Annotated in this window: 15 protein-coding genes and 2 tRNA genes; 5 read left to right on the plus strand and 12 right to left on the minus strand. The window is 48.4% G+C overall.

Features of this window, described 5'->3' with window-relative positions:
• Window positions 1-181 precede the first annotated feature (181 nt).
• The gene (locus tag ABR335_RS13535; RefSeq protein ID WP_014095906.1) at window positions 182-1,660 is read left to right on the plus strand and encodes an MDR family MFS transporter; all 1,479 of its coding nucleotides are present in this window, start codon (window positions 182-184) and stop codon (window positions 1,658-1,660) included.
• Between the two features lie 180 nt (window positions 1,661-1,840).
• Here the strand turns inward: ABR335_RS13535 and metA are convergent, their stop codons facing one another.
• From metA to ABR335_RS13555, 4 genes are all read right to left on the minus strand, one after another.
• Window positions 1,841-2,746, minus strand: coding sequence for a homoserine O-acetyltransferase MetA (metA, locus tag ABR335_RS13540; protein ID WP_014095907.1), 906 nt, complete (start codon window positions 2,744-2,746; stop codon window positions 1,841-1,843).
• A gap of 91 nt (window positions 2,747-2,837) precedes the next feature.
• The gene (manA, locus tag ABR335_RS13545) at window positions 2,838-3,785 is read right to left on the minus strand and encodes a mannose-6-phosphate isomerase, class I (RefSeq protein WP_026684386.1); all 948 of its coding nucleotides are present in this window, start codon (window positions 3,783-3,785) and stop codon (window positions 2,838-2,840) included.
• A 438-nt stretch (window positions 3,786-4,223) separates the two neighbouring features.
• On the minus strand, window positions 4,224-4,619 hold the full coding sequence (gloA2, locus tag ABR335_RS13550; RefSeq protein WP_014095909.1) for an SMU1112c/YaeR family gloxylase I-like metalloprotein: 396 nt from the start codon (window positions 4,617-4,619) through the stop codon (window positions 4,224-4,226).
• Window positions 4,619-5,479 (minus strand): CvfB family protein, encoded by an 861-nt coding sequence (locus ABR335_RS13555; protein WP_026684384.1) that lies wholly within the window; start codon window positions 5,477-5,479, stop codon window positions 4,619-4,621. Before ABR335_RS13555 ends, gloA2 begins: the two co-directional genes overlap by 1 nt.
• 103 nt (window positions 5,480-5,582) lie before the next feature.
• On the opposite strand from ABR335_RS13555, the gene ABR335_RS13560 reads away from it, so the two are divergent.
• Entirely contained in the window at window positions 5,583-5,771 is a 189-nt protein-coding gene (locus ABR335_RS13560) for a hypothetical protein (protein WP_014095911.1), read from the plus strand.
• A gap of 5 nt (window positions 5,772-5,776) precedes the next feature.
• A complete protein-coding gene (locus ABR335_RS13565; RefSeq protein ID WP_014095912.1) occupies window positions 5,777-5,908 on the plus strand; it encodes a DUF6254 family protein in 132 nt (43 codons plus the stop codon).
• 161 nt (window positions 5,909-6,069) lie between these two features.
• On the opposite strand, the gene ABR335_RS13570 is transcribed toward ABR335_RS13565, so the two are convergent.
• From ABR335_RS13570 to ABR335_RS13605, 8 genes are all read right to left on the minus strand, one after another.
• Entirely contained in the window at window positions 6,070-6,258 is a 189-nt protein-coding gene (locus ABR335_RS13570) for a cold-shock protein (protein ID WP_014095913.1), read from the minus strand.
• Between the two features lie 448 nt (window positions 6,259-6,706).
• Window positions 6,707-7,693 carry a LacI family DNA-binding transcriptional regulator gene (locus ABR335_RS13575; RefSeq protein WP_014095914.1) on the minus strand — a complete coding sequence of 329 codons (987 nt, stop codon included), beginning with the start codon at window positions 7,691-7,693 and terminating at the stop codon, window positions 6,707-6,709.
• Window positions 7,694-7,712: 19 nt separating this feature from the next.
• Window positions 7,713-8,753, minus strand: a complete 1,041-nt coding sequence (locus ABR335_RS13580) for an aldose epimerase family protein (protein ID WP_251459820.1) — start codon at window positions 8,751-8,753, stop codon at window positions 7,713-7,715.
• A gap of 312 nt (window positions 8,754-9,065) precedes the next feature.
• Entirely contained in the window at window positions 9,066-10,550 is a 1,485-nt protein-coding gene (gene galT / locus ABR335_RS13585) for a UDP-glucose--hexose-1-phosphate uridylyltransferase (RefSeq protein ID WP_035182270.1), read from the minus strand.
• A gap of 5 nt (window positions 10,551-10,555) precedes the next feature.
• A complete protein-coding gene (gene galE, locus ABR335_RS13590) occupies window positions 10,556-11,551 on the minus strand; it encodes a UDP-glucose 4-epimerase GalE (RefSeq protein WP_350346249.1) in 996 nt (331 codons plus the stop codon).
• Window positions 11,548-12,729, minus strand: a complete 1,182-nt coding sequence (locus tag ABR335_RS13595; RefSeq protein ID WP_350346250.1) for a galactokinase — start codon at window positions 12,727-12,729, stop codon at window positions 11,548-11,550. Before ABR335_RS13595 ends, galE begins: the two co-directional genes overlap by 4 nt.
• 424 nt (window positions 12,730-13,153) lie before the next feature.
• Window positions 13,154-13,372 carry a hypothetical protein gene (locus ABR335_RS13600; RefSeq protein ID WP_350346251.1) on the minus strand — a complete coding sequence of 73 codons (219 nt, stop codon included), beginning with the start codon at window positions 13,370-13,372 and terminating at the stop codon, window positions 13,154-13,156.
• 370 nt (window positions 13,373-13,742) lie between these two features.
• On the minus strand, window positions 13,743-14,879 hold the full coding sequence (locus ABR335_RS13605) for an acyl-CoA dehydrogenase family protein (RefSeq protein WP_035182276.1): 1,137 nt from the start codon (window positions 14,877-14,879) through the stop codon (window positions 13,743-13,745).
• A gap of 140 nt (window positions 14,880-15,019) precedes the next feature.
• On the opposite strand from ABR335_RS13605, the gene ABR335_RS13610 reads away from it, so the two are divergent.
• Both ABR335_RS13610 and ABR335_RS13615 read left to right on the plus strand, forming a co-directional pair.
• A tRNA-Thr gene (locus ABR335_RS13610) sits at window positions 15,020-15,092 on the plus strand.
• Window positions 15,093-15,110: 18 nt separating this feature from the next.
• Window positions 15,111-15,201: transfer RNA gene (locus tag ABR335_RS13615), tRNA-Ser, on the plus strand.
• Window positions 15,202-15,209 lie beyond the last annotated feature (8 nt).

Raw genomic sequence — 15,209 nt, forward strand, 5'->3', positions numbered from 1 at the left:
TAAAATTTATATAGTTGTCTATACCAATTATCATTCATGATGTGTCAGATGTCAATCTTTATTATGGGGAAATGATTTCTTTTTATGCAGGTTCTTTCCTGAGTCTGTAAATCTATTTTTCCGCGGCAAGTTGATATATACTAGAAAAAGTGCAGAACGAACAAATCATGGAGGACTTTTTATGAAACAAACCAATGTCAAGGCGGTCACAATCGCCCTGTTTGTGGCCACCTTTTTAACAGCCATTGAGGGGACGATTGTCAGCACCGCGATGCCGCGGATTGTGAGCGACCTGAAAGGGATCGGCGTGATGAACTGGGTATTTGCCATTTACCTACTCACTTCAGCGGTAACGGTTCCAATTTTTGGGAAGCTTGCGGATTTGTACGGTCGCAAAAAAATTTTCACGGCCGGCACCGTTGTTTTCCTTGCCGGTTCGACATTGTGCGGGCTCGCCGGTTCGATGGGCCAGCTGATTGTGTTCCGTGCCATTCAGGGAATCGGGGCCGGGGCGATCATGCCGGTTACGAATACCATCGTTGCCGATATTTATCCGCATGAAAAACGGGCGAAAATGCTCGGGTTTATGGGCGCGGCATGGGGCATTGCCGGTGTCATCGGGCCTCTTTTCGGCGGTTTCTTTGTCGACCAGCTCACCTGGCACTGGATCTTTTTTATCAATCTGCCGTTTGGCCTGATTTCCGTTTTGATGGTCATCCTGTTTTTACATGAGCAGGTGGAAAAAACGGAAAATGCGATTGATGTATGGGGGGCTGCCACCTTTTCCGCCGGGATGCTCGCGTTGCTTTACGCCCTGCAAAAAGGCGGGGATACAAGCGACTGGGGAAACCCGGTGATTTTGGGATTGTTAGCTGGCAGTGTTATTCTCCTTGGTTTATTCATTTTGATTGAGTACCGGCATCCGGATCCATTAATGCCGCTTTCGTTGTTCCACGTCCGGGCCATTTCGGTTTCAAATCTGGTTTGTTTTTTGGGTAGTGCCGTTCTGATGGGGATTAACGTGTATATTCCGATGTGGATCCAAGGGCTTGAAGGGCATGGCGCAACGCTTTCCGGCCTTATGCTGGCACCGAGTCCCGTCCTGTGGATGCTCGGCTCTTTTGCCGGCGGAAGGCTTCAGTTGAAATACGGGGACCGTTTGGCGTTTTTAACGGGGATGGCCTTCATCTTGGGAAGCACTGCCTGGCTCAGCTTGTTTTCATTGGGAACGCAGGAATGGAGTTTTTACGTTTTCTCCGCCATTTCCGGGTTCGGGTTCGGGATTGTGATGACGATCTCGCTCGTTTCGGTTCAGTCGGCGGTGGACTGGTCTTTGCGCGGGGCGGCGACGGCATCGAATACATTTTTCCGGAATCTCGGGCAGTCGGCCGGTTCCGCTGTATTCGGTACGTATTTCAATGCAAAAGTTGCCGAGGAACTTGCGAAAGACAATCCGGGCGGGTTTACGACGAATTCGCTGAACAGGCTGATCAATCCGGAAAGTGCAGGCCGGTTTTCGGAAGCGGCGCGCGATTGGCTGCGGCATGTGCTTTTTTCAGGCATTCATTCGATCTTCATCCTGCTTGCCATAATTTCACTTGTTTGTTTTATTCTCTCTTTCGCGGTTCCGAAAGCGGAAAGCGAAAAGGGGCTGTCCTGATACGCGGGGCTGCCTCTTTTTTTGGGATGCTTCTGATAGCAGTTGGGGGCTTTTTGCCGTTTACGCATTGTCCTTTAGCAAGCTTCAAAGGAACAAAAGCCAGCTGAATCGAACGGTAACTTTCTTTTGAAATCCCCAAGCACCAAAAAAGCCGCCCCTGTTTGTGGGACAGCTCTTTGTTTACCATTGGTATGGTGTTTCTTGGTATACATAATAGTTCAGCCAATTGGAAAAAAGTAAGTAGCTGTGCGAGCGCCATGTATGGAGCGGCCTCTCATTGGCATCGTTATTCGGAAAATAATTTTTCGGGAGGGCGGTACCAAGGCCCCTTTGCTGATCGCGCACATATTCATCAGCAAGGGTTGTAGCGTCATATTCCAAATGGCCGGTGATCATAATATTTTTCCCGTTTTCGTCCATCACAATGAATGGCGCACCCTCTTCCGATATGGAAACGAGCTGCAGTTCCGAATGGTTTTCAATGGCTCCGCGTGCAACATCCGTATAGCGGGAATGGGGCGCGTTAAAAACCTCATCAAATCCGCGGACCAGCTTGACCATCGGCAAAAACAAGCGGTGTTTGAAAATGCCGAAACACTTTTCCGGCAGTTCGTACTTCTCAATGCCGTAATGGTAGTACAATGCAGCCTGCGCGCCCCAGCAAATATGTAATGTCGACGTGACATTGGTTTTGGTCCAATCCATGATTTGCTTCAGCTCGTCCCAATAATCCACCGCTTCGAAATCCATTTTTTCAACCGGGGCACCGGTAATAATCATCCCGTCAAAACGGCGGCTTTTCACCTCGTCAAAAACCGTGTAAAAATGTTCTAAATGGTAGCTGCTGACGTTTTTGGATTGGTAAGTCGACGTCCGAAGAAAAGTGATGTTGACCTGCAACGGCGTATTGCCGAGGAGGCGCAGCAGCTGCAACTCCGTCTTTTCTTTTTCCGGCATTAAATTTAAGATTAATATATTCAGCGGACGGATATCCTGCGTTCTCGCCCTGTCCTCATCCATCACAAAAATTTTCTCTTGTCTCAGCAGCTCTCCGGCAGGTAAATCTTTCGGTATATTGATTGGCATTTTCAACGTCTCCCCCATACTCAGTTGTCATGTATTTTTCATTATATCGGTTTTCTGCCGTTTGCTGCAATATTCTTGATAGACAGACATTTTACGGATGGGATACGATCAGCGTCAAATGGCCTTCCAGTTCAAAATGGCCAAATCCGGACGGCAGCAGAAAATGCATCCCTTTTTCAAGCGGATAGGTTTTTCCGTCGGCTTTCATGGCCCCTTCCCCGTCAAGCACACTGGCCAGTTCGAACGGTTTGTTTTGGGTAAACGATGCGGTTCCTTTTACATCCCATTTATATACAGAGAAAAAGGCTTCCTTTGCAAACGTTGTGATGGTAACACCCGGTTTTTCTTCCGTACGGGGGCGGACTGCGGCATCCCGGTGCGGTATCGTTGTAACATCAATGGCTTTTTGCAAATGCAGTTCACGTTTGTTGCCGGCAGCATCCGTCCGGTCGTAGTCATAAACGCGGTACGTTGTATCACTGCTTTGCTGCGTTTCGAGCACAAGCGTCCCTTCACAAAGAGCATGAATCGTCCCGCTCGGCACATAGAAAAAGTCCCCCGGGTGAATCGGCACTTTGCGCAGCAGGCTGTCCCATTTTCCTTCTTCAACCAGGCGGACGAATTCTTCTTTCGTTTTGGCATGATGCCCGTAAACGAGCTGTGCGTCTTCCTTGCAATCAATGATGTACCAGCATTCCGTTTTGCCAAGTTCTCCGTTTTCGTGTTCATTGGCGTATGCATCATCCGGGTGAACCTGAACCGATAAATCTGCATTTGCATCGAGAATTTTCGTCAGGAGCGGGAATCCTTTTCCAGACATTCCGCCGAACAAGTCACGTCTTTCTTCCCACAGTTCCATCAAGGTTTTGCCGGCAAATTCACCGTTTTTTACAGTCGACGGGCCGTTCGGATGGCCGGAAATAGCCCAGCACTCCCCTGTATGGTCAGACGGGATGCGGTAACCAAACCGGTCCCTCAGCGCGGTTCCTCCCCAAATTCTTTCTTTAAAAACCGGTTCAAGAAATAAAGGCTCGCTCATTCAAATCTTCCTCCTTGAAAGGCAATCCTTTGCTCAAATATGAACAAAGCATTTTCAGTCCTTTTCATTATAGCATACCGCTCCTGCACCCGCGCCGGTTATCCCGTGTTTTTGCACCGGCCATTTGCTTTCCGCACGCAAAATTTTTTTGCCCGTTTGGGGACGTTTTTCATTTCTTGCCTGCCATTTTTTGCTGTCCCGGTATCCCCGTGTTTTTCAATCGGCCGTTTGTCTTCAGCTATCTTCTGAGCGAAAAATTTTTTGCCCATTTGGAACCATTTTTCGTTTCTTGCCTGCCATTTTTTTGCTGTCCGGATGCCGCTTTTTTGTTTGCCAAATTTTAGTGTTTATACGGGGGCGTTTTCTATTTCTTTATCTGCCAATCTGTTTTTTTGCACCGGCCGTTTGTCTGCAAATTTTTTCATCCGCAGTAACAGGTCAGCTTTCATACAATTCGATTGGAAGACCGTCGGGATCCTGGAAAAAGGTGAATTTTTTATCTGTAAGCGGGTCAATGCGGATGTCTTCTACTTGAATGCCCATTTCTTCAAGCCGCTTTTTATCCGCTTCTACATCGTCCGTTTCAAATGCAAGATGCCGCAAGCCCGCAGCTTCCGGAAATGTCGGGCGCGCGGGCGGATCCGGAAAGGAAAACAGCTCGATCTGATATACGCCGCCGACCGAAAGATCCAGTTTGTAGGAATCCCGCTCTTTCCGGTATACTTCCCGCACCGGCTCCAATCCGAGGCAATCGACATAAAAATGCTTTGATTTTGCATAATCGGAACAAATGATGGCAATATGGTGAATGCGTTTCAACCTTGGAGCTGCCATTACTTTCCCTCCTTCCGATAAGTCCAGCCTTCTTCTTGATAGACGGTGCCGTTTTTCATCAGACGGCCGAGCGCACGTTTAAACGCCGCTTTGCTGATGCCAAACCGCTCCTGAATCTCTTCCGGCATGCTTTTATCCCAATATGGCATTTTTCCGCCGCGCGAATCCATATAGGCAAGGATATTTTCCGCATCTTTATCCAATGCTTCATAAGCGCGCCCCAAAAGCGAGATATTCAATGTCCCGTCTTCTTTTACATCAATGACGCGGCCTTCCACTTTCTGCCCGAGGCGCGGTTCGTTTTTGCGCTGTGATTCATGGATGAAGCCAATATAGCCCTCATCGGTTATGATTGAAGAACCCGCTTTTGCCAGTCGGAACACATGCCCGGTGACATCTTTGTTCCACATTTCCCGGCCGGCTTGTTTCGCTAAATCCCTGACTATGTTTTCTCCGGCTAATTTTGCGAATAAGCGCCCATGTTTGTCAAGATCAAGGGTAATGTATAAATGATCGCCTTTTTCCGGCCAGAGCGAGCGGATCGGGGGCAGGTCATCAACAGAAAGAAGCATATCTTTGTGAATTCCGATCGAAACGAAAACGCCAAGTTTTTCTTTGGTGCCGGCAACTTCCGCCCAGCCGTATGTCCCCAGCCGGATGTCCGGAATCACATTTGTCGCGGCCAGCCTACCCTGATGGTCCTGGTAAAGAAAGACCGATTGCACCGCTTCCGGATCAAAGGGTTCCGTAATATCCCGGTGATGCAGGAGCACGTCTTCTGTCCCGGTAGATAAAAAATAACCGAACGGCGCTTCTCGCACCACCGTAAGTTCGGCAACGGTTCCTGGTGTTAAATCCATTGCAGCAGTTTCCTCCTCCGTAAATCGTTTGCTTCATAATAGGTAATTATAACATTGATCGGCGGAAAACATGATTTTATTTTGAACAAGGAGTGGAAATACTATGCCTGACAAACGTGAGGTGACGCATCGGGACAATGAGGCGGAAACGGTTGTCAATGATGCGCATGGGAGCAACCAGGTTGGCTTGTTCAGTGAACATAAGCCTTATAAACCGTTTGCTGTGACAGCGCTTGAAACGGATAAGGATATGAAAAGATTCGCGAAATTTACAGATGGCAAACAGGAGTGATCCAAGTGAGTAAATCAAAGCGCGAAGAAGAACGACAGTGGAAAGTCCGGAAAGAATCGCAAAACCCGCACGGCAAAGTGAAATCTCTGGAAGAAATCGCGGATGAGATATTCGCCGAATGGAAAGAAAAAAAGTGAGATAAAGGGGTGCTTTCATGGCACCCCTTTTGTATGCTGGAGACCGCGCGCAATCGGGTTTTACAAAAAATGGCTTAACGATTCCCGCAGATAGTAAAAAACCCGTTGAAAACAGGGGTTTCAACAGGCCCGAAAAATGGCAACAAAAAATAACTGTTTTTTTAACTTCCGATAACTGGCAGCACGCGTACTTCTTTTTTCATATCGGAGTGGCAGAGCGGGCAGTGCGGCTTTTCTTCAAAAGTAAAGTTTTCACGCATAAAACCGTTGCAATCATCGTTTGTGCAGGCCCATACGGTCGTTTCCACCTCAGGCACCGGCTCCTTCTGGTTATTAAAATATGCCATCATAAAAGACTCCCTTCTTATGTTTAGTATAACACACTTTAACACAAAAAAGGGGACCGGCCCTGCTGCGTTAACGTATGCAGGCAAGTGTGCAAACCGTCCCGGTGCGTTCGTGCATGCTTCTATTATATGCATGCGGCCCCGGCTTTATGCGGGCCTCCGCTTTGCACGAGGCAAGTGCTGCAGCCTGGAACCGGGCTGGAGCCGGGATCCGCACTGCTCGATGCATTTGCAAAGCCTGCCTTAATCGCTACTCTACTTTTCGCAAAGCCCGCCCATTTTCTTTCGTGCCCCCGCTATTATTGAAACCGGGACCTGCACTGCTTCGACGCCTTTGCATCATCTGCCCTAAAATTTACTCCGCTTTCCGTAAAGTTCGCGGCCATACCATTTCAAAACCAAGATCGCAACAGACAGCCTCAAAATCATTTTTACCCGCTTTCCCACTCACTCATCCGCTTTTGCGGCAAACAAGTTTTGTGGCAATAAAAATTTTCTTTGCAACGGTTCTGCCTTCCAAACGTTCCAGCAGCGTATCGACTGCTGTCTCGCCCATCAATTCCGTATACACTTTCACAGTAGAAAGCGGCGGGAAAACATATTTGGACAGCGAGATGTCATTGACGCCGATAAGGCTCACGCGGCCGGGCACCGGGATGTTGTTTTCCGCAAGCGCCTTAAGGCACCCGATCGCAATCGCATCATTGGCGGCAAAAAAAGCGGTCGGAAGTGCGTCCCCGTGTTCGTGGATCGCCTCGTTCATCAACTGGTATCCGTCTTCAGTCGAAAACGCACCGATATATACCCATTTTTCATTCCAGCGGCCTGCTGTCTGCATCCAGCGCCTGAACGCCGTTTCGCGCGGATCCTCAATCGTGGCGGACGCATCTTTATAATTTTCCCTGCCGCCGATAAAGCCGATTTGTGTATGGCCTTTTTCCGTAAAATAGGCGAGCACTTTTTCTGTCGCTTTTTCAAAATCGGCCACAACAGCATCAAAGCGGTTGTCGTCAGGCGAGCAGTCGACAAATACGATATTCGGGGTAACAGAGAGAAGCTTCTCCACTTGCGCCAGGCTGAATTTCCCGACAGCAATAATGCCCTGGATTTGCTCTTTCCCCATCTCTTCCAAATGCGTCAAATCGTATTTCGTCAGCCGGATATTTTTCATGCTGCAGCGTGCTTCAATGCCCATTCTGATCGATAAATAATACAAATCATTCAGCTCTTCTTGTTCCGTATACCAGTACACTAGCGCAATTTTAATTTTTTCCGGTTTCCGGGCTGTTTTTTTCTTGTAGGAAAGCGCTTCAGCCGCTTCAAAGATTCTTTTTTTCGTATCGTCACTAACGGAAAGTGACGGGTCGTTATTCAGCACGCGTGAAACCGTTGAAATGGAAACACCCGCCTTCTCTGCAATATCTTTAATCGTTGCCATGCTTACACCTCAATCTTTTTCAACCAAAAATCCATTTTGTATGGGCACGGTATGTTTCACCCGGCTCTAGAATCACAGACGGGTATTCAGGGTGATGGATCGCATCCGGCACACCCTGCGTCTCAAGGCAGACCGCCAAATAATCTGAAGGCTTGCGGCCGCGGATTTCATATTCGTCATTGCCCATTGTATTGCAAGTATAAACGACGACGCAAGGCTGGTCGGTTTCCACCGTCAGCACGCGCCCGCTCTCTTCGTCTTTTAAGCGGATCGTTTTTTCCGTTTCCGGCAATAAAAACGCGTGGTCATAGCCGTTTCCGACAAGGACGTTTTGCGGATGATCTGATACCGTGCCGTCTTCGATTTTTCGCCCGTTCCGAAAATCGAACGCGGTGCCGGTGACATCGAAAGTTTTCCCTGTCGGCAGCGTTTCCTGGCCAAGTTCAAGCACACGGTTACTCGGGATTTGCAATTTGTGCCCGCGTACATCGCGTTTCATATCGCCGCTTAAATTGAAGTATGCATGATTGGTCATGTTGACGATCGTTTTTTTATCCGTATGTGCCTGATAAGACAGCTTCAGTTCTTGTTCATTTGTTAAAAGATAGGTCACGGTGGCATCGAGATTTCCGGGATAGCCTTCTTCGCCGTCCGGGCTTATATGCGTAAATTTCACACCAACTGCGCCGTCTTGTTCAATGGGTGTGCTGTCCCAGATGACGGCGTTAAACCCTTTGAAGCCGCCATGGAGATGGTTGCGGTTTTCATTGGCAGAAAGCTTGTATGTTTTGCCGTCCAGTTCAAAAGAAGCTCCGGCGATCCTGCCGGCAATACGGCCGATGATAGCGCCGAAATACGGAACACCATGGAGGTAGCCGTCAAGGTTGTCATACCCGAGCACGATATTTTCCGGTTTGCCGTTTTTGTCCGGCACGATGATCTTATTGATGATGCAACCGTATTCAAGCACCGTTACAGATATGCCGCGGTCATTTTTCAATTCATAAGCATGGACCGGACGCCCTTCCAATTCCCCAAACAATGCCTTTTTTATTTCCATTTTGATCAGCCCTTTTCCGTTAAAGATTGCGGGCCATATAAAACGGCCCGGTGTACCCGTCTGAGCTAAAAGTTACGGAATGTGATCTGCAGCCCCCTATATGCGTCAAAAGCGTATGCTAAAAATGTTGGAACGCGTTGCCGGCTCCTGTTCCCCGCGGCCGCGCCAATCGCTTCCGGAATCCGCAGCCGGCCTGAAAGCCACGTAAAAAACCGGCCTGCTGTTTGGTGTGCGCGGTACATTCCGGAAGGCGTTTAGCAGCCCGCACCCTTTCACCGTGAACATGCGCAAAAAAAGGTTGGAACGGACCGCCTACAACTTACGCAAAAAATTCCGGAATGCCTGTTTTCCTCTTTCGTCCCGTTTAAAGACGCCGGCGTGCTGCAAAACTTGCAAGAAGACTTTGCCCACTTCGTTGCGGACGATGCCTTCCACGTTTTCCGCTGCCACCGTGCCTTCGTATTTTTTCTTTAAACCGTTTGCCCAGTCAAGATGGTAGGCGGCAATGGCGTTCGGCTGCCCGAGCAAATATTTCTCCACTTCGGCCAGCTCATTTTTCAGCCGTGCCGGCAGAACCGCAAGCCCCATCACTTCAATCAGCCCGATATTTTCTTTTTTAATATGATGGACCTCGGCGTGCGGGTGGAAAATGCCAAGCGGATGGGTTTCGCTTGTCCGGTTGTTGCGGAGCACAAGATCAAGTTCAAACCGGCCCGCGCGTTTTCTTGCGATCGGCGTAATCGTGTTATGCGGCGTCCCGTTTGTTTCCGCGAGAATGTCGGCGGAAGGATCGCTGTACTGTTTCCAGATTTGCAAAATATGATCCGCGGCCTCTGTAAGCCGTGCCGCCTCTGCACTTCGCAGCCGGATGACCGACATTGGCCATTTGATAACGGCGGCTTCCACATCCGGAAATGCCTTCATTTCAAACTGCCAGTCGTCAGCCGCTTTTGCCATCGCAAATTCATAACGCCCGCCCTGATAATGGTCGTGCGACAAAATCGAACCGCCGACAATCGGCAGATCGGCATTTGAACCAAGGAAATAATGCGGGAACCTCCCGACAAATTCAAGCAATCTTTGAAAAGCCGCTTTGTCGATTTTCATATCACGGTGCGTTTCCGACAGCACGATGCAATGTTCGTTGTAATATACATACGGTGAATATTGCAAATACCACGGCTCGCCGCCGAGGGTAAGGCGGATAAGCCGGTGGTTCGACCGTGCCGGATGCCCCGTTCTGCCGGCATATCCCTCGTTTTCCATACAAAGCAGGCATTTCGGGTAATGGCCTTTTTTGGCGTTTTTTTCCCTGGCAATTGACTTCGGGTCTTTTTCCGGTTTTGAAAGATTGATGGTAATGTCAAGATCGCCGTATTCCGTTGGCGTCTTGTATACAATGTTTTTCGCAATCTGCTTCGTTTGGATATAATTGCTGTGTTTGCTTAATGCGTAAAAATAATCGGTCGCTTCAGCCGGGCTTTCCGCATATTTTTCCCGGAAAATATGGTTTACCGTTGACGGGCGCGGCGTAAACACATTCATGATGTGGCTTGCAAAAATGTCTTTCTCATCCAATACATCCTGAATGATGCCTTTTTCGCACGCGTAACGGACAAGGATGCGGAGGAGATCAGGAATATCCTGATCCGCCCCGCCTTCTTCCGGTTCATGAAATTCATCCAGATGCAAAAGTGACAGCACCTGGTTTCTCGCATACACCCGGTCTTCTTCCCCGATTAACCCGGCACGGACAGCCTTGTTTACAAGCTGCTCGACCGTTTCAAAAATTGCCACTGGTTTCACCTTCTGTCGTCGTAACCGTTTGGATGGCTTTCATGCCAGTTCCATGCATCTTTGATAATCTGGTGGATATCCGTTTTTTTCGGATTCCAGCCGAGCACACGCTTTGCCTTGTCGGATGAAGCGATCAGCGTGCTCGGATCCCCGGCGCGGCGGTCGCCGATTTTGACGTTAAAGCCTCTGCCGGTCACTTCCCGGACGGTATCCACAATTTCTTTGACAGAAAATCCGTTACTTGATCCAAGATTGAACACATCGCTTGCACCGCCGTTTTGCAAATATTGAAGCGCGAGAATGTGGGCATCAATCAAGTCTTCCACATGGATGTAATCGCGGACGCATGTCCCATCTTTTGTATCATAGTCTTCGCCGAAAATGGTGATTGCCTCGCGTTTTCCAAGCACCGTTTCCAATACAACCGGGATGAGATGCGTTTCCGGATGGTGGTCTTCGCCGATTTCGCCGGTTGATCTTGCGCCGGCTACGTTAAAATAGCGAAGTGCAACGTATTTGATGCCGTACGCTTTTTCACACCATTTCATCATTTTTTCCATCGTCAGTTTTGTCTCGCCGTAAGTGTTGGTCGGAACGGTCGGCATTGTCTCTGTAATCGGCACGCGTTCAGGTTCCCCGTATGTTGCAGCGGTCGAAGAAAACACAATATGCGGCACATGGAATTCTTTCATCATTTCAAGCACAATTTGCGTGCCATATACGTTGTTGTCGAAATATTTCAGCGGCTGTTCCATCGATTCGCCGACAAGCGAGTTGGCTGCAAAATGAATGATCGCGTCAATTTTTTCTTTCCCGAAAACTTCCTGCATAAAGGCACGGTCGCGAATATCACCTTCGTAAAATTTTGCCTTTGGATGGATTGCGGCGCGGTGGCCGGTTTGCAGATTGTCAATCACCACCACGTCATATTTTTGGTCGATCAGTTGATATACGGCATGCGAGCCGATATAACCGGCTCCACCTAAAACTAAAATGCTCATACAAGTTCCTCCATTGTCATTTCTTTTGCTCCATCACCGATGCTTGCGGTGTAGAAGTCCGCCCGGTAGCCGATTTCTTTTTCATAGACGTCCCCGACATTTTTGATGAACGCATCGACTTTGTCATTTTCAACAATTGCGATTGCGCACCCGCCGAATCCCGCGCCCGTCATTCTCGCCCCGAGCACGCCCTCCTGCTTCCAGGCGGTTTCGGCCAGCGTATCGAGTTCTTTGCCGGTCACTTCATAATCATCCCGCAGCGAACGGTGGGAGGCATTGATCAGTTCTCCGAAAGCGGGCAGGTCGCCACGTTTTAATGCGTCAAGTGCTTTTAGCGTGCGCACATTTTCGTAAACCGCATGTTTTGCCCGTTTCCTCACAATCTCATTGTCTATGATTTCCTTGTTTTTTTCAAATGCTTCTTCTGTCAAATCGCCGAGCGTTTCGATATCGAGTTTCTTTTGCAGCTGTTTCAGTGCCGATTCACATTCCGCACGTCGTTCATTATATTTAGAGTCCGCAAGTTCACGGCGTTTATTCGTGTTCATAATCAAAATTTTATGGTGATCCAGCTTGATCGGGGCATATTCGTACGCAAGTGTGGCACAGTCGAGCAAAATGCCCGCGTCTTTTTTGCCCATCCCGACCGCGAACTGGTCCATGATTCCGCTGTTTACGCCGATAAATTGGTTTTCCGTTTTTTGCCCGAGCTTGACAAGACCGAGCCGTTCCACTTTCAGGTTGAACAATTTTTCAAGCATCACGCCGGTTAATAGTTCAATGGAGGCGGAAGAAGACAGGCCGGCCCCATTCGGAATATTGCCGTACACGAGGCAGTCAAAACCCTGTTCTATTTCATGCCCCGCTTCCTTCAAATATTTCAGCATGCCTTTCGGGTAATTGGCCCAGTCATGTGCTTTGTTGTATGCCAGATCGTCAAGCGTAAATTCGATGATGCCTTTTTCTTTAAAATTCAAAGATACAAAGCGAATGTTGCGGTCATCGCGTTTTTTCGCCAAAGCATACGTTCCCATGGTAATCGCGCACGGGAATACATGGCCGCCGTTATAGTCGGTGTGCTCCCCGATCAGATTAATCCGGCCCGGCGCAAAAAAAGCGCGCTCCGCCGCCGTCCCGAAATACTCCTTGAAAGCCTGAGGCAAATTTGGGTTGCTCATGTTCGTTCCCCCCTAAGTGTAATAGAATAGAATAAAAAGATTGCAAACGTTTTCTTCAATTCCATCTTACACGCAGAAGTAAAAAAAGGCAACATTTTTACTAAAATTTTTACTGGTAATATTCCATTTCTAAATAGTGCTTGCTGAACGAATCCGATTCTGAGTTTGTACCCAATTTGTCTGCAAGCTCAGTCGCAAAATATATGTGAGAATGCGTGATTTTGTCTTCTCAGTACGTTGAATCGGCTTTCGAGTGCAAGCTTTTCCCTGGATTTGTTGTAAAACCCTTGCATTTAAATTGTTGCCAATGCTGTCAGCACTCTTGCCAAATCTAGGAATTTTACTTATTCAGCAAGCCTTAAATAATACAGCCTCAGTACAATCATTTACCATTCCAATGCGATCCACTGCTGTAATAATTGATTTAAGATTTTTTCTCTTCTTTTTTTAAATCATCTTTTAAGCACTCCATATCTTTTATGTACCTTTGGATTGTTTCTTCTATTGCGTCTTTTATTACTCGGGGATATCCCTTTTCATCTTCTAGTTTTTGTTCCTTCTTTAGCTCATCTATATCTTTAGTAAGCAAAGATATAGCCTTCTTCTTCTCATCTCTACTCATGAATTCATAGATTTTTCTCATAAAAAATACCTCCCCAATAAATTATTTCCAAATTTTTATTATAATACGTTTTGATAAGGAGGAGGCTTTTGTTATACGCAGCTTGCAGATGTCGAGCAGGAAACAAACGGCCTGCTGTCTTACACCCGCAAGCCGAAAACCACCCCGGAAACTATCAGGAAAATCCTTGAAAAATGGCTGGATGAAAACGTACGGGCTTACCCGTACATCATAGAACGTAAGCGAGCCATGGAGCGGCAACAGTGCAATATCAGCAGTTGCCGCTTTTTAGCGACAGCGACAAAGCGGGACGAAAAAAAGCGGCGGCGCTTTGCTGCTTTGCGCCCCCCCTTTTTTCCCGGCTGCTTAGACCATCGGGTGCTTTTTGATTTTACACGCGCGCGCCGAGCTGCATAAGGACGGCATCATCCATCGGTGGGTTGTGGAGCCCGGCGCGGACATCACGGTAATAGCGCTGCAGCGGGCTTTTTTCGGACAGGCTTCTGGCACCTACGATTCGCATCGCTAAATCAACTGCTTCTATCGCATGATTCGTAACCGCCATTTTCGCCGCCCCAAGTTCCGGACCCATCTCTTTTCTTTGTTCTGCTCCGGCTTCATCCCACATTTTCGCAACTGAATACAGAAAATGCCGCGCCTGCATCAATTTCAGCTCGATTTCACCGAATTTCTGGCGGATAGCCGGCAGTTCCGCAAGCGGATGGTTCAGGCTGTTCGGCGTATACGATTTAGCAAAGCGGGCCGCTTCCCGTTTCGCTGCCTCGGCAATGCCTAAATAACAGGCAGGGATATGGAGCAGATAACCGGCCGGCTCTTTCTTTTTCGTCTGGATCTCCGCCAGGTTCGCAAGCGGGACTTTGACGTTTTCCAGCACAACATCATGGCTGCCGGTTGCCCTTAAAGCAATGCTGTCCCATGTTTCGACGACGGAAAGGCCAGCCGTCTCCCGCGGAACGACAAAACTGCCAACCGCTTCTTTTTTCGGAATCGTTGCGGTAATGATAAAAAAGTCGAGCACCGGAGACATGGTGGCAAATGTTTTTCTCCCGTTTAACACCCATTCGCCGTTCTTTTCCGTTGCCGTTGTTTCCGGCATGCCACCGCGCGTCGGGCTGCCCGTTTGCGCTTCGGTTGCGCAAGTGTTGATGAGGGCGGCCTTCCCTGCTGCCGCACGGCAAATGCGTTCAAACAATTGCCCGTTCCATGTTCTTGTTTCGGACAAATGCATTAAAATCCCCATATGCCACCCGATGGAAAGGGCAGTCGACCCGTCCGCAACCGCGATGGCCTCTTGCAGGCGGACAAGCTCATACAGCGAAATGCCGCCCCCACCGTAGTTTTGCGGCACAGTCAGCTTTGTATAGCCTGTTTCTTTTAAATCTTGAATATTTTCAAAAGCAAACCGTCCTTCCAAGTCATTGGCAGCCGCCCTTTCGGAAAACGGGCCGGCAAGCGTTTGAATTAGGTCCAGTTTTTCCTCCAGCGTTGAGGCTTTTAAAAAATCCATATCCTTTCCTCCCCCGGAAACATCTTTTCTCTTATTTTACCGGAAACATGCCGGAAAAACATTACAACACTTTTTTTAAATTTCCTCTTGCAATCCGGATTTTATTATAATATAATTTACATTGTCCTGATTGATTCCATGCTGGTGTAGCACAGTTGGTAGTGCACTTCACTCGTAATGAAGGGGTCGGAGGTTCGAGTCCTCTCACCAGCATCTTTCTTTTTTCCATATGGAGAAGTACCCAAGCGGCTGAAGGGGACGCACTCGAAATGCGTTAGGGCGGGTGACCGTCGCGTGGGTTCAAATCCCACCTTCTCCGCCATACATAGT

Origin of the sequence: Heyndrickxia faecalis (genome assembly GCF_040267745.1) — a bacterium.
GTDB lineage: Bacteria > Bacillota > Bacilli > Bacillales > Bacillaceae_C > Weizmannia > Weizmannia faecalis.

Excerpts from the sequence above, each read along its gene's own strand:
- ABR335_RS13535 (WP_014095906.1), top strand. The coding sequence starts at position 182 with ATGAAACAAACCAATGTCAAGGCGGTCACAATCGCCCTGTTTGTGGCC.
- metA (WP_014095907.1), bottom strand. The coding sequence starts at position 2,746 with ATGCCAATCAATATACCGAAAGATTTACCTGCCGGAGAGCTGCTGAGA.
- manA (WP_026684386.1), bottom strand. The coding sequence starts at position 3,785 with ATGAGCGAGCCTTTATTTCTTGAACCGGTTTTTAAAGAAAGAATTTGG.
- gloA2 (WP_014095909.1), bottom strand. The coding sequence starts at position 4,619 with ATGGCAGCTCCAAGGTTGAAACGCATTCACCATATTGCCATCATTTGT.
- ABR335_RS13555 (WP_026684384.1), bottom strand. The coding sequence starts at position 5,479 with ATGGATTTAACACCAGGAACCGTTGCCGAACTTACGGTGGTGCGAGAA.
- ABR335_RS13560 (WP_014095911.1), top strand. The coding sequence starts at position 5,583 with ATGCCTGACAAACGTGAGGTGACGCATCGGGACAATGAGGCGGAAACG.
- ABR335_RS13570 (WP_014095913.1), bottom strand. The coding sequence starts at position 6,258 with ATGATGGCATATTTTAATAACCAGAAGGAGCCGGTGCCTGAGGTGGAA.
- ABR335_RS13575 (WP_014095914.1), bottom strand. The coding sequence starts at position 7,693 with ATGGCAACGATTAAAGATATTGCAGAGAAGGCGGGTGTTTCCATTTCA.
- ABR335_RS13580 (WP_251459820.1), bottom strand. The coding sequence starts at position 8,753 with ATGGAAATAAAAAAGGCATTGTTTGGGGAATTGGAAGGGCGTCCGGTC.
- galE (WP_350346249.1), bottom strand. The coding sequence starts at position 11,551 with ATGAGCATTTTAGTTTTAGGTGGAGCCGGTTATATCGGCTCGCATGCC.
- ABR335_RS13595 (WP_350346250.1), bottom strand. The coding sequence starts at position 12,729 with ATGAGCAACCCAAATTTGCCTCAGGCTTTCAAGGAGTATTTCGGGACG.
- ABR335_RS13600 (WP_350346251.1), bottom strand. The coding sequence starts at position 13,372 with ATGAGAAAAATCTATGAATTCATGAGTAGAGATGAGAAGAAGAAGGCT.
- ABR335_RS13605 (WP_035182276.1), bottom strand. The coding sequence starts at position 14,879 with ATGGATTTTTTAAAAGCCTCAACGCTGGAGGAAAAACTGGACCTAATT.